The organism is Paenibacillus sp. TAF43_2, assembly GCF_052113545.1.
Classification (GTDB): domain Bacteria; phylum Bacillota; class Bacilli; order Paenibacillales; family Paenibacillaceae; genus Pristimantibacillus.
Genome location: NZ_JBFRDK010000031.1, coordinates 1 through 19,536, shown reverse-complemented (window position 1 = coordinate 19,536; position 19,536 = coordinate 1). Strand labels below are relative to the sequence as shown.

17 protein-coding genes are annotated in these 19,536 nt (G+C 46.4%); 2 read left to right on the top strand and 15 right to left on the bottom strand.

The annotated features are described in order from the left end of the window. Window positions 1-4: 4 nt before the first annotated feature. From AB4Z17_RS09445 to AB4Z17_RS09415, 7 genes are all read right to left on the bottom strand, one after another. Window positions 5-670 carry a LysM peptidoglycan-binding domain-containing protein gene (locus AB4Z17_RS09445; protein ID WP_441910737.1) on the bottom strand — a complete coding sequence of 222 codons (666 nt, stop codon included), beginning with the start codon at window positions 668-670 and terminating at the stop codon, window positions 5-7. Next, entirely contained in the window at window positions 667-2,847 is a 2,181-nt protein-coding gene (locus AB4Z17_RS09440; RefSeq protein WP_441959454.1) for a hypothetical protein, read from the bottom strand. The genes AB4Z17_RS09445 and AB4Z17_RS09440 overlap by 4 nt, the downstream gene beginning before the upstream one ends. Before the next feature lie 229 nt (window positions 2,848-3,076). After that, window positions 3,077-3,499, bottom strand: coding sequence for a phage tail assembly chaperone (locus AB4Z17_RS09435; protein WP_076269726.1), 423 nt, complete (start codon window positions 3,497-3,499; stop codon window positions 3,077-3,079). 32 nt (window positions 3,500-3,531) lie between these two features. After that, window positions 3,532-3,990, bottom strand: coding sequence for a phage tail tube protein (locus tag AB4Z17_RS09430; RefSeq protein ID WP_441959452.1), 459 nt, complete (start codon window positions 3,988-3,990; stop codon window positions 3,532-3,534). A 1-nt stretch (window position 3,991) separates the two neighbouring features. After that, a complete protein-coding gene (locus AB4Z17_RS09425) occupies window positions 3,992-5,308 on the bottom strand; it encodes a phage tail sheath family protein (RefSeq protein ID WP_441959451.1) in 1,317 nt (438 codons plus the stop codon). A gap of 3 nt (window positions 5,309-5,311) precedes the next feature. Further along, window positions 5,312-5,500, bottom strand: a complete 189-nt coding sequence (locus tag AB4Z17_RS09420; protein ID WP_441959449.1) for a hypothetical protein — start codon at window positions 5,498-5,500, stop codon at window positions 5,312-5,314. A gap of 178 nt (window positions 5,501-5,678) precedes the next feature. Then, window positions 5,679-6,299, bottom strand: a complete 621-nt coding sequence (locus tag AB4Z17_RS09415) for an ECF-type sigma factor (protein ID WP_339207323.1) — start codon at window positions 6,297-6,299, stop codon at window positions 5,679-5,681. Window positions 6,300-6,554: 255 nt separating this feature from the next. Between AB4Z17_RS09415 and AB4Z17_RS09410 the strand changes: the two genes are divergently transcribed. Together AB4Z17_RS09410 and AB4Z17_RS09405 are read left to right on the top strand one after the other, a co-directional pair. Then, on the top strand, window positions 6,555-6,980 hold the full coding sequence (locus AB4Z17_RS09410) for a helix-turn-helix domain-containing protein (RefSeq protein ID WP_076269721.1): 426 nt from the start codon (window positions 6,555-6,557) through the stop codon (window positions 6,978-6,980). Window positions 6,981-6,988: 8 nt separating this feature from the next. Further along, a complete protein-coding gene (locus AB4Z17_RS09405; protein ID WP_054026730.1) occupies window positions 6,989-7,399 on the top strand; it encodes an ImmA/IrrE family metallo-endopeptidase in 411 nt (136 codons plus the stop codon). 393 nt (window positions 7,400-7,792) lie between these two features. On the opposite strand, the gene AB4Z17_RS09400 is transcribed toward AB4Z17_RS09405, so the two are convergent. The 8 genes from AB4Z17_RS09400 to AB4Z17_RS09365 form a co-directional block, all read right to left on the bottom strand. Then, window positions 7,793-9,025: an aminopeptidase gene (locus AB4Z17_RS09400; protein ID WP_441959447.1), complete on the bottom strand. Its 1,233-nt coding sequence runs from the start codon at window positions 9,023-9,025 to the stop codon at window positions 7,793-7,795. Window positions 9,026-9,292: 267 nt separating this feature from the next. After that, entirely contained in the window at window positions 9,293-9,532 is a 240-nt protein-coding gene (locus AB4Z17_RS09395) for a YolD-like family protein (RefSeq protein ID WP_076269718.1), read from the bottom strand. 253 nt (window positions 9,533-9,785) lie between these two features. Continuing rightward, window positions 9,786-12,524: an alpha-mannosidase gene (locus AB4Z17_RS09390; RefSeq protein ID WP_441959490.1), complete on the bottom strand. Its 2,739-nt coding sequence runs from the start codon at window positions 12,522-12,524 to the stop codon at window positions 9,786-9,788. 20 nt (window positions 12,525-12,544) lie between these two features. Then, on the bottom strand, window positions 12,545-15,676 hold the full coding sequence (locus tag AB4Z17_RS09385) for a beta-galactosidase (RefSeq protein WP_441959446.1): 3,132 nt from the start codon (window positions 15,674-15,676) through the stop codon (window positions 12,545-12,547). After that, window positions 15,673-16,992: a glycoside hydrolase family 125 protein gene (locus AB4Z17_RS09380; RefSeq protein WP_441959445.1), complete on the bottom strand. Its 1,320-nt coding sequence runs from the start codon at window positions 16,990-16,992 to the stop codon at window positions 15,673-15,675. The genes AB4Z17_RS09385 and AB4Z17_RS09380 overlap by 4 nt, the downstream gene beginning before the upstream one ends. 32 nt (window positions 16,993-17,024) lie before the next feature. Further along, window positions 17,025-17,939, bottom strand: coding sequence for a carbohydrate ABC transporter permease (locus AB4Z17_RS09375; protein ID WP_076269714.1), 915 nt, complete (start codon window positions 17,937-17,939; stop codon window positions 17,025-17,027). 50 nt (window positions 17,940-17,989) lie between these two features. Then, window positions 17,990-18,928 (bottom strand): ABC transporter permease, encoded by a 939-nt coding sequence (locus AB4Z17_RS09370; RefSeq protein ID WP_179089866.1) that lies wholly within the window; start codon window positions 18,926-18,928, stop codon window positions 17,990-17,992. An 80-nt stretch (window positions 18,929-19,008) separates the two neighbouring features. Further along, window positions 19,009-19,536 (bottom strand): DUF3502 domain-containing protein (locus tag AB4Z17_RS09365; protein WP_441959444.1); only part of this gene is annotated, 528 nt, incomplete at its 5' end.

Genomic DNA, 19,536 nt, shown 5'->3' with positions numbered 1-19,536 from the left:
ATGATCACCTCGGCAGCTTTAGCGTCATCCCGATGGGCAGCTTTTTGAGTTGTGCATCCTTAATGCCGTTCAGCTTCTGAATTTCCCGCCAACGCTCTTCTTTGTGAAGCTGAACGCGAGCTACCTTAATAAGCGTATCCCCTGCAACCAGCTTATAGGTGCTTGGAGCTTGCTTATCCGATGGCCGTGAGTTAGGCTTCACGCTTGCTTCTCCCTTTTTAAACACTACGGGCCTGGCACCATAAAAAGCAAATTCTTTCAGTGAAATACTGTACTCGATATCCCCAGAGCCCGCCGCTTCCTTCCATTCGAATTTTTCAATGCTCATCGGCAAATTAATATCGAAGGTTGCCCCGGTATAAACAAAACGGATCGGCCACTTTTTCTCCATCCAATCGAGGATAACCATGACATAAAAAGCAGGGTCTAACCATGTTTTGCTGACGACAAACGGATAGTTCGTCTTTGGGAAAAAGCTTTCAAAGGAGATCGTCGTGAGCTTCGAGCTTTGAATGAGATTGATTTCGCCTAAACCGGATACCTCGTAGGTCTTGCCCCCAGCACCATCATTAATTTTAATGTCTGGAGGATTGACCGGGAGCTGGAAGCCCTGCTTTTGATCATTGTAGCTAAGCCAGATTTCATAATCATAATGCGCATTTGAAATCATCTGTTGTACACCCCTTCCGCAGATGAGGCAATTTCATCGTTCAATGAACGCTCGATACGCCCGATAATCGTATCAATATCATAGCCATTGTTAATATCACCAGTTTGCACGCTGACCGTAGGCTGCAGCGACACGAAGTTCTGAATGTTCTTCATCTCCGCAAGCTCCCGCATCGTCTTCAAATCCTCGCTGGAAATCTCGACAGAATCGTTGATTTTTCCAACTTCGCCGACTCGGTCGATGTTAGGACTTGTTGCTCCAAATCCGCTGCCTGCATCAGCATTTGGCTGAAGGAAGCCTGATTCCTTATTTAAATCATAGCTTGTATTGTTTTTCTTTTTCTGCAAATCATCCATTATTCCCTTGCCATAACTCGATCCTTTATTAAAGGCTTCTCCAATGTCAGATTGAGCCATTTTGTATTTAGAGAAATCCACAACATTTTTATCGCTCGTTGGTTTAAATTTATCGATTTGGCTCGTGTCGAATCTGCCTTTTATTTCATAATCTTTACCAGTAATCTTGTTCAATTTAGCAAGAACCCAGTTTATTCCATCAATAAAGCTGTTAATCATCCCGCCAAAAAAACCAACCACATTCTGGGTAAGATCAAAAAACAGCTTTTTAATCGCATATACAGGGTCAATAAAAATGTTAACCAAAAACTCAGCAACCGATAAAATAATATTCCAAAAAAAGGCGAAGCCATTTTTCAAAGCCGTAAATAATCCGAAAAATAAACCGGAAACGAAGCCTACTACCTGCTCCGTCGTACCGCCAAAGTATAGAAATAGACCTACCAATAAACCTATCACCGCAATGATGAGCAATATAGGCCAAAGTGCCAGCAGCCAAGCACCCGCTTGTGCCAAAATCGGTGCAACCATTGCCCATAAGGCTGTAAGTATGGTTGGCAGCAGCACTGCTCCAGCGAGCATAAGAATAGAAGCGATTAACGGCCAATTGTCCAGAAACTGACTAAACAACCACAGTGCCCCCTCGCCGACTATGGCAAGCTGATTGGCTACGAACGTTAACCCCTCTCCAAAAAGAGCGAAGAAGGCTTGAAACTTCTCACTTGCTACTAGTTCATTAAGCTTATCCAGCAGCGGTGACATTGCCGCGACTGCTCCCATACCTGCGGCAGCAAAACCAGATTGAATCGTATTTTGCAGCTTAGCGATTTGGTTTACTGGGCTAGCGCCGACAGTGTTTAAAGCTTCTGTTCCCAAATTTGCTTTTTCTCTCATCGCATCGAGCGCATTAAGAAAACCATCCATATCCTTGGCTTTTTCGAAACCAACATCTTTAAAAGCTTCTTCACTAATATTAAATTGATCCATTAATCCGGAATAATCGCCTTGCATAGCTGATTTTATTGCACCTGCTGCATCCTCCGAGCTGCCACCGTTTGKATCTAAGCTAGACAACTCCATCGCCATATTGGTCATCCGATCCAGCTGGCCCGTATTTTGAGCAGTTGGCATAAGTGACAGTGCAGTCTTTATGGCTTCATTTACATCCACGCCATTTCCAATCGCATTTCCACGTATATTCTCGTATAGCGGCTCTCCAATTTTAGTACCGCCAGAACGAGCAATCAGCAGTGCTTTTGAGTTGCTCTCTTCCATAGCCCCGGAAATCGCCATGCCAATCATTTGCGTAAGCTTTTGACCAGCTCCAACAATGGCTGAATGAAACAAAGATGCTCCCTGCTCTGCAGCAACCACAGCCGCACCAGCTGCTGGTGCAATAGCTGGTGTTAACGGATTGATGAGTGCAAGAACGCCAATTGTACTTAAAAAACTCGCAAGCCCAGCAGCACCTTGTATAATCGGTACTATAATCCGTAAGAACTTGTTTTGTTGTGCTTCGCCTCCTGAACCACCAGGATCCCCTGAACCTCCAGAATCACCACCCGGAGGAACTGCTGCTTCTCTTAATCTTTTAACCGATTCAGTAAACTCATTCATAGAGGCTGTTGCCTTCGTCAATTCAGTGTCCAGCTGAACGGTTTCAACACGCATTTTATCAAAAGCATTCACTAATTTTTCGCCTTGCTTTGTTGCTTCAATAAAAGCAGCATTCAAACGATTCATGAAATTAATAAAGGCTTCGGCTGAACCTGTATTGGCAGACCCGCCATTCTCAATGATAGCAGGGGAATTACTCGCCATCCTTCCACCCCCTTCACACGGGCAAAAGCGCTCCCTCATGGGAGCGCTGCCCGTCCTTATTTTCGTTTTGCTTTGGCGCGCTGTTTCTTCTCGTTCTCGATACGAACGTCGATCATGGCATAGATCGCCGCTTTCTCCCGCCGAGTCATGGTCATGAGCTCATGCGGAAGTATACGAAGCTCGTGGAGGGCGTAATAAGCGTAATTCGCTTCTCCGTCGCCCTCTTTTATTAGTTTTTTACTTCATCTGCCAAATCGTTTAGGCTTTGATTAAAACCGTTGATTTCCTGCACGCGTTGTACGAGTGAGGCATATTCGCCAGGGAGAAGCATTTTGCGCAAAAGGTTCTCAGCACCGATGATGCCGTACGATTTTTGCAAATCTGCATCCTTTAGGTTTGGGAATTGAATGCTGCTGACAACAAGCTTAGCCAAATACTCGTCTGTATTGGTTTCTGGAGTGAATGCGCCATTTTTCCCCTTTACCTTGCGGGTAGATGACTTGCGGCACTCCTCGTTCTCCGCTTCCGTCATACTGCGCAGCTCCCAAGCGACAGCCTGCCCTTCTGCATCCTTAAACCGATCCGATACGATAAACGGCTGCGTTGACTCCACAGCCGCATTTTGTGCAAAAAATACACTTAAATCACTCATTGTCTCTTGCCTCCATCATATTTAATTTCGCCTTAAGAAAGAGCTGAGAATTGCTCTGCAATATCCAATCCTTCAAAAGTGAATTCCAGCTCTTCTTCAAGAGCTTCGCTTTCCGTATCCAGCTTACCGATAATGACCTTATTCAGATTCACCTTATGAAGGAAAACCGTCTGCTTGCCCGTAGCCGAGGACGGATCTTCATTAATAATAGAAATATCAAAATAAGCATCCACGCCGGTATTCACATAATCCAGCATCATCTTGCGGAATTTTGACGTTACATAATAGATGGTCATCGTGCCTGTACCCGACCATCCCGTCGCTTTATGCTGCAAACCGCGGTGGCCAAGCGTCTTGATCTCAGCCTTTTGCTTCTCAATGCTTGCCTCCAGCGTCTTGATATAAAACATCTCTTCCTGCAAACCATTAATAATGGTATAAGCCCGTCCTTCGCGGCCCGAAATCGTATCTCCTGCGTTCAAAAATGCCATATTACTTCACCGTCACTTTCATATATACTTTTTCTACGCTATCAACCGGTTGGATATGTGCCTCGATAATAATGCTGTCCGTATCGACGCCAGCTGCAACCGATAAATCGGCTTGGGCATCAAAGTTTTGAATAGCATTGAGCGACTGAAGATTGTTCAAATATTTCAAGCACTCGTTGCGGAACAGGCTTCTGCCATCTGCGTTATTATCAACTTTTCCAATATAAAACGACTCGAAAATATGTTTAAAATCGTTCGCAATACCGTCCAGCACACGAATGACTCGGTTTTTTGAGAAGGCTTTGCCTTTCTCTGGCGAGTAGCCAGTAAACGTATTGATATCTTGCTCAACAATGACTCTGCCGCCGCTTACCGTGAACAAAAACTCACCAGCTTGCAGCGCCTCCACTGTTTGCGAATTCGTATAACGAATGTCCGCATCAGCAGCCTCCTCATAGGCTTCATAGGTCAGCGATTTATTCATCGGCGCTCCGGCAGTTGCCGCAGCAACCCAAACCGTTGCCTTCTGTGCATCAAGAACCGTTCCATCCAGCAGCTTGACGCCATTTTTGACACTGATGACCCCTTCAGAATCAGCAGATGGATAATTCGCCAGCACGACCTGAATTTTGCGGCCTTCTTCCTCGCGCAGACGGCGGGCAAAAGCAGCATATACCGATTTTAAGGACAAGTCGGCTGATACTAGCGCAATGGTATTAAAATCCTTTAGCTCAATTTGCGCCAAATATTCGGTATGGTCTTGATTCGTTACGGTACCATTGGAGCCGCCAACAAGCGGAACGCCTGCTGCTAACGTCAATGCTCCTGTACCGCCAAAGCTTACAAAGGCATTCGAGTTCAGCTCTGCGATATTCGCTGCTGTTTGTGAGTCAACTGCCTCTTTAGCAACAAAAGTGATGACATCGAATCGTGCTTCATCGTCAACATTTTGTTTGACCGCAACGGTGATGTCATTGCCTCGAACACCGCCGAATTTAGCTGTAAGCGTTAGGCTGCCAGCGACAGCCGTCGCTTTTGTTCCCTCGTTTAGTCGGTATAAGAGCAGCGTTTTTGCTTTCTTGAACGCTTCGCGCACCAGCAATAGCTCAGGCGCACTTAGATCATAACCAAGCAAGCTTCGCAGATCATCGCCAGCGTTGATGGCAATAACGGCCTTCGACTGCCCCCAGTTAAGGTTTAGCGGTACGGACACCGTCCCGCGCTCTCCCATGCTGCCAACCGTTTTCTTCTCGCCAACCAGGTTAATGTAAACGCCGGGGCGCACCTTATTTTGTGATGTATAAGTTCCTCCTGCCATGTTCTACATGACCTCCTTTTTCAAATAGGCTGTTATCATCGATAACGCTTGTTCGTGAGTATACGATTCTTGCTCCAACAGCACGGCGGATAGTATATCCTTCTGGGAAGGCGTATACCGTCTAGCCGACTTTAGCTGCTCCTTGCTGAACCTTGGTTCCAGCTCAGCTTCCTGCAACCTGCTTTTGTTCATTTTGTTCTGCCTCCGTCCTCTTGCGATTTGCACCATTTCACCCACCAGCGCTCACATCTGAGCCACCTCCTCATCTGGATAAAACAAAAGGGACGCTCGGTGTCGTCCACCGCTCGTCCCCGTTTATGATCTTTGGTACAATATCATAATATCACGGTTATTTGAGCGAAAACGGACATTAGGCGGACAGAAAGCGGACAACTTCTTGAAGCGCCTTTTGCTTCCATCTTCGGAACGTGCGATCAACGATACCCAGCTCCGAAGCAACAAACTCTGTAGGCTTTCCTTCTATAAAACGAAGCTTCAGCAGCCGAGCGTAATCGGGCGCATATGCTTCTAACGCTTCAAGCGCTTGATCGATAGATTGCAGCTGCTTCTCTATATCCTGAAGCTCGCTTATTTTATCGATGACGCCCATATAACCTTCAAAGCCGCCCGAGCCTTCTCGCGCTTCAAGCACCTTCTCAATCTTTTTCTCCAGCTCTCGCAGCAGCTTTTCATCCGCTGGACTTGCTGTTGCACGGCTTTTCTTTACTTCGTTTAGCTGCGCTTTCGTTCCAATAGGATATTTCGATAGATTCGCATGCGCTGCAGCTTCGATACGCTGATCCTGCTCATCCAAGTACATATAGGAAGGCAGCTTGCGCAGCTGCCGATGAAGCTCCTGCAAATGATCATCCTCAGATACTGCGCTTAGCCGCATGCCTGGTCCTACCGAGGTACCCTCCAGCTGTTTCTTTCTCGCTTTTAGCCGTTTATACGCATGCAATTGATCAATCACCTGTTGTTCTGCATTCATTCAAATAACCTCCCCTAGGTTTTAATGAATATTGAGTATTTTAAATACCATTCACAACAAAAAAATATAGCGATATCTCCGGTATTGACAATACTCCCAATCAAAAATATACTTACTTTTAAGTAGTTAAAATAGCGAAAATGATCTGCTGATACATTTCTTTAAGTGTTCGTCTGATGAATCTCATTGTATTTGGTATTTTAATTACCGTCAAGTATTTAAAATACCAATATTCAAAAACGGAGGGTATTTATAATGTCATTGGGTGCACGAATTAAACAACTGAGGGTTGAGCGCGGATTAACGCAGCAGGATGTCGCCGCAAAGCTTGAGATGGGCCGCTCTAACTTTGGTCATATCGAGAATGATCGGGTAACACCAACAAGTGAAGATTTGCAAAAAATGGCGGATATCTTACTGACAACAACCGATTATTTGCTTGGCCGCGATGCAGCCTCGGCAACTATACCTGAGTGGGCAACGTATAAAGATAAGCGCGACTTTAAAAAGCTGCTTGAGGAAGACGGGGAAATTATGTTTGACGGCGTGCCGCTTAGTGCTACCGATCGTCAGCGCGTCATGGATGTGCTTACAGGGTTGTTCTGGGAAGCTAAGCATATGAATAAGCACAAAAAAAAGACCGAGCCGACTAACGATGCTCCTGATGATGCCAAAGGGTAGGTGTTGCTATGGATAAAATGATTTTGAAGCTCATTCGAAAATATAAGACTAACGATCCATTCATCATCGCTGAGGGCCTTGGCATTCATATCCGTTACGCCGACCTCGGAGAAGGCACGCGTGGTCTCTATTTCAAAAAACTGCGCCGCCGGTTTATTGTCATTCACGATTCGCTTCCGGATAATTGGCGCCGCTTCGTATGCGCGCATGAGCTCGGGCATGACCGCTTGCATCCTGGCTTCAACCGTTTTTGGCTGGATGAGCAATCGTTTTTTAATGTTGGAAAATATGAGCGGCAAGCTAGCAAGTTTGCCGTAAGGCTGCTGACAGCAGGCGATTCTCCTGCTCCCAGCGAGACGCTTGAAGAGCTGCTTCGAAGAAATGGCGTGCCTGCGGAAATGCAGAAGTTTTATTTTTAATTAGCTGTATTTTGCATTATTCGATGAGGATGCTGCTGTGCAAATTCACACTTACAGGAAAAGCTCCCGCTAATCCAGCTGAAATTGGCGTATTTACCGCGTTTAACTGGAAATACTCCTGTTAATATCGTGAATATAGCCGTAATTACTTGCGATTGGCTGAATTAGCTGGAGAAATTCCTGTTAACGGGCATTAAATGAGCAAAGCTGATTATTTAACAGGAGTTTTTCCCTTTACTTCGAGTACAAATCACATACGAACTCCCAGCTGCACCAATATACACAAAAAGCTCCTATACCACAGCCAATGCTGCCGAATAGGAGCCTTTTTACATAGATTTTTACATAGATTTTCACATAGTTTTTTACATAGACGTCATGAAATCAATCTAGTTAAATCGCCCAATTACCGTTGCGGAAGATGGGCTCGCGAGTGCCATCCTGCGTCACACCGTCAATATTCATATCAGCCGAGCCGATCATGAAGTCTTCATGTGTAAGGCTTCTGTTTGCACCATGAGCGAGAAGCTCTTCAGGTGACATTTTTGTACCGCCTTGGATATTGACCGGGTACGCTTGACCCAGCGCAAGATGACAGGACGCGTTCTCATCATACAGTGTATTGAAAAACGTGACATTGGAGTTCGAAATCGGTGAATCATGCGGCACTAGCGCTACTTCACCGAGATGTCTTGCTCCTTCATCCGTGTTCAGCAAATTAGTGAGCGCCTCATATCCCTGCTCAGCGGAATGATCCACTACTTTGCCATCTTTAAAGGTCAAACTGAAGCCATTAATGACTTGACCGTTGTAATTCAAAGGCTTGGTGCTGCGAACCGTTCCGTTCACACCATCCTTATTTGGCATAGTGAATACTTCTTCCGTTGGCATATTCGGATTGAAATAAACGCCTTTTGCATTTGCTTTGGAGCCGCCTAACCAAATATGTCCATCCGGCAGGTCTATCGTCAAATCCGTGCCTGGCGCTTCATATTGAAGCTGTTTGTAGCGCTTGCCATTCAGCAGCTCAACCATCTGAAGCAGCTTGGCATTATGCGCTTTCCATGCTTGAACAGGATCTTGAAGGCCAATTCGGGTAGCGTCAACAATGCGCTCCCAAAGCTTCTGCACCGCTTCTTCTTGCGAGAGATTCGGGAATACTTTAGCTGCCCATTCAGGAGTAGCATAGGATACAAGAGACCAAGCATTCGTATGATTCATTAGTGAACTGCGATAGCCGCTAAGCGCAGTTGAAGCTGTTTTTGATGCTGTTGCCACGCGCTTCGCATCTACATCATTGAGCAAGTCCGGGTTCGGGGAGTAGATCGTAATAAACGCCGCCCCATTTTCCACAAATTCTTCCCAAGCTTTGGCACGCCACATCGGATACTCCGAGAAAGCCTCTTCAGGAGCCTGCTTGTATTTGATGCGGGAAAGCTCCTCATCGTTATATTCCACATGGACATTTTTTGCGCCTGCCTTATAAGCTTCAGATGCAATAAGCCGTACGAGTGGAGCTGCTGTAATAGGTGCCATGACAACAACCGTTTGTCCCTGCTGCACGTTGACGCCAACCTTAACGACCAGCTCTGCGTAATTTTCTAATTGCTTTGGTGTTGGATACATGTATGTAAATCCTCCTTCATAATTAGTTCATTTTTTCTCAAGCGATAACCTTCTTCTATTATAATCCTCCAAGATAAATTGCTCAAATGATGCTGTGCAAGCAAAACGATTAATTCGATGAAACTGGTTATAATCTGTATATCCTAATCTCAGCAGAACAAGTTACAACTGTTTATAAAAAAGAGCCTCCCACCGTTCAACGAATGAAAATGAACGAGGGAAGCCCTTTATAGAAAACTCATATGTTATTGCTGCCCGTTTATGACATTAATAAGGGCTTTCCACCTTCATAATATCCATGAAAGGAACCTTTGTTACGCTGCCCATGTATTCCACATGAACCTTTTTTGTTCTTGAATCGAGCACCGTAATGACGCCTCTTACTTGCTCTGCTGCCCATATCGTAAGAAGCAGCTCTGTGCCTTCTTGCTTTGCTTCAACCAGCCGCTCGCCCAGCTCTTCCAGCTCAAATTCATCTCTAGTAGGCCTTTTTGGTCCTTTTGCCACCTTGTTCCCCTCCTGCTAGGTATGTACCCGTATTTTCAATAAAAAAGGGCCCCTCCGCTCGAGGAGACCCTGTTCCTATCGATCTAAGTTACGCGAATGTATCTATTATAGCATGCCGCAACTTTCTCTGTTAGCGATATTGCGAGAGTTTCAGCAACAATTATTGGAATGCGAGATCATAGCCTGAGCCTCTCCCTTAAATAAAAAGAAGCCCTCCGTATGGCAGTCCATAACAGAGGGCTTCGTTCCTATTTTATGAATGCTTAATTCCAATGGTCAAAATCTCACAAGGACCAACCGATACTTCAAGCAGCGATTGTCCGTCTGCAGCAAGATTTTCGACTTCATGCTCAAGCACGTTACTTTTATAAGCTTGTTCAAGTGATACAGCTGCTGCTTCTGACAGCTTAAGCGCCGTTTCAGAAGGCTTCATATTATACCATCTAAGCATGAAATCGCCAGATTGCTCATTCACCTTCATAGAGGAGAATGCTAGCCCACTGCCGTCCCAAGCGAATAAAGCGCCGTTTGGAGCAAGCTTGCCGGCATGGACGCCTGTCTGACTAACCGTCCACGGCACTTGGAACTGATATGCCGCTGCGTATGCGCCGGATGCAACTCCGTCGCCGTTATGCGGAAGGATCGTCAAGCTGAAGCTTTGCTCACCCAAGCATTGTGCTTCTGGTGTAGGGAATACGCCCCAATCGCCAAGCTCAGCAACTGCACGAAGCAATGTAATCGCAATGGTATTACGTCCATCGCGCAGTACTTCGTATTCATTCAGGCCAAGGTTGGCAACCGTCAAACCAGCTTTATCACCGCTCACATCGACAAACGCTTGTTGATGCTGTGCGTTGCTAGGATTGATCCACTCTGCTGCCGGCTCGTTATCACGCGTTGCAACCTCGAAGATGGAATCAGCTTGATGAACAGCCGTTTCTAGATCCGTTGGGAATAATACGCGAACACGGTGATCCTTCGCTTGGTTGTTGAAGGAGGATTTCCATTCCACCCCTTCGCCTTTGCGGCTTATTGCAATTTCAGTCCGAATCGTAAGCGGAACTGTCGCTTCCGTACGCTGTGACTTCCGCTCAGGGAAATAAACAGCCTCTTGCTTCTCAACCTCGAAGTATGGTTCTGCTGACGCAGGAACTGCCCATTCATGAACGATTTCGAATGCCGCACGGTAATCAGAATTCTCGATTAGACGAATGCTTGCAGGCATACCCTTTGTAGTCAAAGTTTGCTCTCCGGTTGGCTGCTTGTACATATATTCGTTGCCGATATCGCCTGTATTCTCATACACGCCAAGCTCGCGATAGACTTGACCGCTGCGTTTATCGGTCAAGTTAAACGATCCGTCCTGCGCGATATCAATTCGAAGCCATTCGTTCTCAAGCGCATGCTCGCCAGCAACCAGCGATTGTGATGGCTGCAATTGTGCTTTCGCATTTCGAACATAGCCATAAGCTGCCAAGCCTAGCGCAGCAACTTCCGCTGCTTCGAATGTCAGCTTCACTTTGCGGCTCATATATGGCTGACGGAACTTGTCATCTGGCAGATCATAACCGAATTGAAGTCCCATGTCAGAAGCTGTATGCGCAATGGCTTCACCGCTTCGATCAACAAGCGTTCTGCCCGTTACATCGACAGCATACATTTTCTTGTTCATCTCATCCAGCGACAAACCATCACGGAAGTAAATGCGAGCGATGTCCAGCTCAACCTCTACTACTCCGCTGCGATCCCAGCCCGTTGTATTGTACACAACAAACGGCAGTGCATCTTCGCCATATTGTTCAAATATGGATGTGTCAACCGCGTCGGCAATTGTCACTTTGCTATCGTCAATAATCGCTTCCGCAATATGACGGCTCTTATCGAAGCGAGTCACCATCTCACGGTGAACCTCGTCCACGCTGCAGCCGCAAATGCTGTCATGCGGATGGTTCTGCATCAGTGTTTTCCAAGCGTAAGTAAACAAGTGATGCGGGTATTCATGGCCAAGTGAATAAGCAAGCGCAGCAAGCGGCTCCGCTACCTTCTCCAGCATGGCTTGACCAAGCTGATTCATTTGCTTCAAGTAAACCCGTGCGGAAGCCGTATTCACGAGCGTTGACCAGCCGTCTGTACGTTGGCTGCGAAGCTCGCCTTTCACGACAGACAGCTCGCGTGTAAGCGAAGCATTCACCGACGCCAAATAATCTTGGAAATTCGAATGAATGAATTCTGTGTCAGGGAAAAGCTCTCTTGCTGTTTTCAGCGCAGCAGACAGATCCTGCTGAATTGGCTGATGGTCGCATCCGTTCATGAACAGCAATTGGCCTGTAGCAGCATACTTCTCTGCCTCAGCCAGCTTGCGCTCCCAATATTCCTTGGCGCTTGCTTCGTCTGCAGGCACTTCCATGCCGTTGCAGTACCAGTTGGCGAACAATACGCCCAGCACTTGCGAACCGTCTGGCCCTTCCCAAATCAGCTCCGAGAAGGAAGATTCATAATCGGAATCTGCTACTGTATTGTTAAAGCCCGTTGGCTTCACGCCCCTGCCAAATACCGCATTATCGATGCCTGCTTGACGCAAGATTTGCGGAGCTTGACCGATATTTCCGAACGTATCTGGAAAATATCCAACTTTGGCAATCGTTCCATAACGGCTCGCATCCTGATGACCGATTTGCAAGTTGCGAAGATTCGCTTCACTGCTCGTCAGGAAGGCATCCTGCAAAATATACCAAGGCCCGATCGGAATACGGCCTTCTTTAATATTACGTTCTAGGCGCTCACGATTCTCGGGGCGAACCTGCAAATAATCTTCCAAAATGATCGTTTGGCCATCCAAATAAAAGCTTTTGAAGTCCGGATCCGTATCAAGTGTATGAAGCAGCGTATCCATCAATTTTACTAGCAATACATGGTGCTTCTCATATGGCAAATACCATTCCCGATCCCAGTGGGTATGCGAGATGATATGGGCTGTTCGTTTGTCTTTCATCACTAGAACACCTCTTCTTGTTAATCGTTGTTTGCAGGAATTACGTTCACATTCACCTGATCAGGTCGGTAAACGGACAGCAGCTGACCGTTTTTATCCACTGCAAAGAGTACAGACCGCTCCTTCTCCAGCGTAAAAGCGTAGGAAACGCCGGTTACAGGGTCTTTCACCTCAATATCAACATCCAAGCTGAACTCGGATACGAATGTGAATAACGCGCCGTCTTGGAATGACAGTTTACGACCATAAACGCCTGGCAGCTGTCCGCCTTTAATCCAATCCAGCTCCACGCTGCAGCCTGCATAGGTGAGCGCAAACTCATAAATTGCTGAGATCGGCTCAATGCGATCATTCAGCTCTACTGGCAGCGGACACCAAAGGATGTTTCCTTTRCCGTGCGATAGCTCGATAATCTGATCGACTTCAGCTGCAGAAGTTCCTTTTTGCGCTTCCTTCCATACCTGAGCAATTCTCCGATTGCCATAAGAAACAGGCAGCAAACGTTCACCGATGCGAAGCAGTTCTTCGCGGCGTACATTGACAAGCTCTCTTGATCCAAACAACTCAGCATGACGATCGACTTGACGCCAATATGCATCAAGGCTTGTTGGACCCGTCAGCAGCAAAGTTGCTCCTGTACGTTCAACGTAGCTAAGCAGCTGGTTCATTGCAGCGTCTTCTATATTATGAGCACTTGGTACAATAACGAGCTTAACCGGATTTGCTTCCAGCTCGTCCAGATGATATTCCGAAGCGCCGCGGAATGGCTTGTTCAGCTCATAGGCCAGCACACGCGTTGCTTTAGTTGTTGCATCAAACGCCAGCTTGCGATTGGAAAAATCATTGGAATAAGGGAAAACGACTGCAGTATCCTCAAGCTCCCGCCCTCTGAACAAATCTCTGATTTCACCCATGAAGCGTCCGAAATCATAAGATACATTTGCCTCAGGCTTCTCCGTGCCATCTGCTCGAAGTGCGCCGATGTGCGATTCATTCGCATTGTCCATATAGAAATTTGTATTCCAAATCCATTGCACCGCACCTGCGCCACCTGTTGCAAAAGCATAGGCATATTTGCGCTCAAGAATATCGCGTAGTTCAGCTTCTGAACGTTTCGCCCGTCCTTCTGGTGTTTCCACGTACATAATGCCCGTTTCCTGCACCAAATTCGGCTTGTCTGCCGTTTTAGCAAATATACTGTCCCACACCAAATGATCATTCAACCACCAGGAATGCACGGTTGTATAATCGACAGCCTCGCCGTAGAAGAATGGTGATGGCCTCTGTGCGCCAAGCGCTTCATCCTGTCCGACCGTAACCATATGATCTGGACATTCTTCTTTAATGGCCTGGTACAGCTCCTTTGCCCAGCGATTGTGCATATCCATGGAGAACAATACATAATCAAGCCAGCGCGTACCCTTCTTGCCTTGATGCATATCTTGAACGTCAAAGTTGATTTCCTCTGGCTCAGGCACTTTCACCGATTCAAAGCTCGGCAGCTGCTCTGGCGTCATATTCCATAGCTTCTGCAGCTTCTCCACAGATTCGTGGCGTTCCTTAAGCCAAGCTGCATAGGCCGCCTGCTCGAATGGATCGCGTGCTGATCTTGGTCCGTCAGAAAAAATACGAGGAGGATCAAACATTGACGGCTCGTTAATTAAATCCCAATCGACATGCTTCGATTGTTTGTGGCGCGAAATGATCGAGCGGATGAACCGTTTCTGTGCTTCTAAACTCCGCGGATCGAGATAAGGATTTTGGCCTTCCCAAGTTTCCGGAGTGAATGAGAAGAAAGTAAAGGTTACCTGCAAATCATGGCGTTTGGCTGTAAGAAGAAACGCATCAATGGAGCGAAGCGCCTCTTCCGATGCATGGCCATCAACCTGCATAATATTGCGATAAGCCGTCCATATGCCGGTTCTAATCCAGTTGATGCCCGCTTTGCGCATCTGAGCCATATCGCGATCCCAAACCGATGCGTTTGGCAAAAATAAAAACTTGCGCGCAACATCCGAAGTCATGTAGGTCATGCCGACAACCGGCATCGGTCTGCCGTCTTTTACGAAATAATCGCGTTCGCTCGTAACCGGAGTTCCCTCTGCAAGCAGCTCAGCATCAAATCCCCAGAAGCCTTGGCGAAGAATACGAACTTCTCCATCCGTTGACTCCGCGATACAATCCACCTTATAGTAACCGCTCACGATTGCTAGAGGAACGGGAATACGAACGATAAGCTGTTTGCTCGCCGCTTCCGCTTTGATGCTGCTCGTCCACCGCTCATTCGGCTTGCTTTCATGCTGGATCGTAATCGAAAAGTTCCAGCTTGCAGCTGGCAAATCTGTCGCAGCAACAGAGCGGCTAAGCTTCTGTACTTGCAGCGTCAGCATCGCACGCTCATCCAGCTCGAAGGAAGCATAATTAGGCTTCAGCCACAGCTCTGTTACGCCTGCTGAGCAGAATTCCGACCAGCGGCGAAGCTCGTCCGCTCCTCCGCTTTGCCAGAATAGCTCCGTTAACGGCTGATTTACGAACAACCAGCGCGCGCCTGCGAACATCCCCTTCGTGTTCTCCCATAGTACGACAGGTGCTGCAACTTCTCTTCCTTCTGCTGAAACACCCTTTAGAAGCGGGTACAATTGCGCGTCCATCGGTCCAGCAGAACCCATCTGATGCGGTAAATCACTCGTTTTCGTTACATGCGGCACTAGATTCCAAGTGCTTGAAACCTCAAACATGGACTCTTTGCCTTGCAGCAGCGGAAGATCTTCCATTGCACGCAATTTCATAATCGGTGCTGCATCTACAGGCAAAGCCTCATGAATATGAAGCTCGCGGTGATAGGCGGTTTGCTCAGATTCTGGCTTCCAAACGCCAGCTTCATTTTTTGAAACGGGTTTTTTAAATGGAGCGCCGCCGATGCTAATTAAACCTCCACCGCGCTTTAAGTAGGCTAAAATTTCAGACCATGCTTGCTTTGGGAAATACGGCGCATGCATATTTATAAAGCTTCCGCCATCTGCAGCAGCGAGTGCCGCTCCAAGATTATTCGCGCGTACGACGCCGCCGATTTGCAGAAGCTGTCCTTCCGCATCCGAGCTTATGCGAGAATCGATAGGAAACGATGGATCATAGAAAATAATCATGCTCATAGAATCTCATCCTTCATCGCTTGATAGACAAGCTGTGAGAAAAGACTGTTCGACCAAGCGAACCATTTGCGTGTGAACACAGCTGGATCATCTGCATGGAAACCTTCGTGCATGTAGCCTGTGTCCGCGTCAGTCGCTTCCAGCATCGCAATCAAATCTAGCTTTTCTTCGCTGCTAGTAGCTGTAATTCCTTGCATCGACAATGCCATATGCCAGATGTAGCCTGGAGGCGTATGCGGACTGCCGATACCTTTTGCTGCCGTTCCTTCATAGTAGAAAGGATTATGTTTGCTTAGAGCAAACTTTCTCGTATTCACATAAATCGGGTCTTCTGCATCCACATAACCAAGGTATGGGATCGAGATCAAGCCCGGAGTTCCTGCATCATCCATCAGGCAGTAATTGCCGAAACCATCCGTTTCATAAGCATAAATAGGACCGAATTCCGGATGCTGATAAATACCGTAAAGCTGAATGCCATGGTTGACATCCTCTTCTAGCTTTTTTAGTTCCTTAAGGAAATCCATATCACGGAATACCCATTCCGCTATTTCCTCCATTTGGCGAAGCGTAACAACCGCAAACATGTTATCCGGGATGTTGTAATGGAAGTCACATGCATCATCGCTTGGACGGAAGCCTGACCAAATCATACCCGTATAGTTTACAGGCATGCCTAGACCAGAATTGCGAAGTGAATCAGTTGGAATGCCATTATCACGAGTAAAACGATAAGGCGATTGTTCAAAATGGCGCTGTTCTGTCTTCCAAAGCTCTACGATGCGGCGCATCGCTGCTTTGAAGCCGGAATCGAAAATATCCGTCAGCTCCGTTTCTTTCCAGTAAGCATGCGCGAGGCGCATGGAGAAACAAATGGAGTCAAGCTCGAACTTGCGCTCCCATACCCATGGAGACATATCCGTTTCATCCGTAGTATTCCAGTGCCAATCATTAGCGGACTCATTGAACGCATTCGCATAAGGGTCGATTTGAATATAGGAAATATGGCGTTTAATCAAACCACTAAGAATTCTTTGCAAATCTTTATCATGTTTCGCGAATGGAACGTAGTGCATCACTTGCTCGACGGAATCACGAAGCCACATCGCAGGGATATCGCCCGTGATTACAAATGTCGTGCCATCGTCCATCAGCTTCGTCGTTGTTTCCAGCGTATTCGGAAAGCAATTTTTGAACAATTGAAGCAGCTTCGGGCGATGTGCCAGCTTCTGCTCCGCTTCCTTCAGCACGTCTTGAATCGCCTGCGGCAGCGTTAGCTCAGGCATCGGAATTTTCGGTAATCTAAATTGCTCCATCGTATTTGCTCCTTTAGAAATAGGATTCGTAATTATTCCTTAACGGCACCAACCGTCAAGCCTTGAATGAAATATCTTTGGAAGAAAGGATAAGCGAATACGATTGGGCCTGTTGCCAGCACCACCATCGCCATACGCGAAGTATCCTGCGGCATCGACTGCAGCAAACCGGTGCTGAGCGACGCATTTTGCGAGTTTTGCATAATGAATTGCATACTATTCTCGATCCGCATCAGCATCGACTGAAGCGGCACTAAATTCGGCGTGTTAATGTACAGCAAGGCGTTAAACCAATCATTCCAATAGCCTAGTGTACTGAACAAAGCGATGGTTGCAAGCCCTGGAAGAGACAAAGGCAGCACCAGCTTGAAGAAGGTTCCAAATTCTCCTGCACCATCGATTTTGCCTGATTCTATAATAGCATCTGGCACCATGGTCGAGAAGAATGTCCTTAGGATCATAATGTAGAAAGCGTTGACCGCAAGCGGTAAAATAAGCGCCCAAATGGAGTCTTTAAGTCCAAGCAGCTGTGTAACAACAATATAAGACGGCACGAGACCACCGTTAAATAGCATCGTAAAAAAGGCGAAAAATGCGAAGAAACCGCGATATTTAAAGCTTTTGCGTGAGATTGCGTAAGCGAAAAGCGCTGTACATACAACACCAATGACAGTACCAATAACGGTAACAGCTATCGTTACCCCATAAGAGCGAAGCAGTTGATCCCCCGCTTTAAATAAATAGCTGTAAGCCTCAAAGCTCCATTTTTCAGGAAAAAGCGAATAGCCGTTTTTAGCTAGCGTCGCCTCATCCGTAAACGAAATGATGGTGACGAATAGAAAAGGAAATACACATAACAATGCAAAAATACCAGCCACGGAATGGAATCCTATATTCCAAATGGGCGTCAACCTATGAAAGTCGCGGGTTTTCGTTTGAGCGGACATAGCGGTTTTCCTCCCTGCGCAATGCTTGTTCCTGCAGTAAAGCCTTTAGACTAGAACAAAGCATTGTCTTTGTTGAATTTACGAACAATTCCGTTCGATGTAATAACGAGTACAAATCCAATGATCGACTGATACAAGCCTGCTGCTGTACTCATGCCGATTTCACCAGTTGATTTCAAGCCGCGATACACATAAGTATCGATAACATTCGTTACGCTGTAGAGTGTTCCAGAGTCCCTTGGCACTTGATAGAACAGTCCGAAATCCGCATAGAAGATTTTACCGATTGCAAGCAGCGTCAATATTGTAATGAGCGGTGTAAGCATCGGGATCGTAATGCTGCGAATTTGCTGCCATTTATTTGCGCCATCGATCATTGCCGCTTCATAAAGGGATTTATCAATACCCATGATGGCTGCCAAATAGATGACACTGTTGTAGCCGACTGATTTCCAAAGAAATACGACGACGATAATAATCGGCCAATAGGTTGGATCAGAGTACCAGTTTATCGGATCGATGCCGAACCAGTTGAACACTTGGTTCACAACGCCTTTATCCAAGCTCAGGAAGCTGAATACGAAATAACCGACGATAACCCATGATAGGAAGTATGGAAGAAACATACCTGTTTGATATACTTTTGCTAATTTCTTGTTCGTAATCTCAGCCAGCATAATCGCCATTGCAACGGCAATGACTAGACCAAGCACGATAAAGAAGATGTTATAAACGACGGTATTGCGTGTAATGATGTAAGCATCATTGGTACTGAATAGAAATTTGAAGTTTTGCAGGCCTACCCACTTGCTCTCGATAATGCTGGCAAGAAATCCATCCCGGCTGTATCTGTACTCCTTAAACGCAATAACCATACCGGCCATCGGCAAGTAAGAGAAGAAGATGAACCAGATTGTTGCTGGCAGCACCATAATCAACATCGCTTTATTTTTATTAATATCTTTAAAAAACCGTCCTATGGCTCCCACGTGATCACCTCTCAGTTGTCAGATTAATAAGCAAAGGTATGAAACGAATGCCGTGCATTCGCTTCATACCTCCCTCATGTTTACTTGTTCGCCGCTTTCCATTCGTCAAGCTGACGTTGTGCTTCAGCCATGATTTTATCAAGTCCAGCTGCTTTAAATTTCTCATTTGCACGTTTGATGTAAGTCTCAGGATCAACTGTTCCTGTCATAAGCGGTGCCCAGAACTCTTCTCTTACGTTTTGTACGGAAGCAATTTCAGTCGTTACTTTCGACGGATCGAAGTTGAAGCCAAGAAGAGGTGCTGGTGTTCCTGCATCGTTAAACTTCTTGAACTCTTCCCACTTGTTCGTAGGATCTGTTGTATTCAAGTACGTAAGCATTACGTTGCCCAGTGAGAATGTTGGCATGTCATAGTTTTTTGACTCATCAAGGTTTTCCATAACATTGTCGCCTGTTTTCTTGTAGTGAACGTTTTCGATACCGGAATCAATCATGTTGCGAAGCACAGGATCTGTGTTCAGCAAGTTTAGGAATTCCATTGCTTTTTCCGGATATTTCGAGTTAGCCGAAATAGCTTGCATTGAACCCATAACTGACCAGTTGTAAAT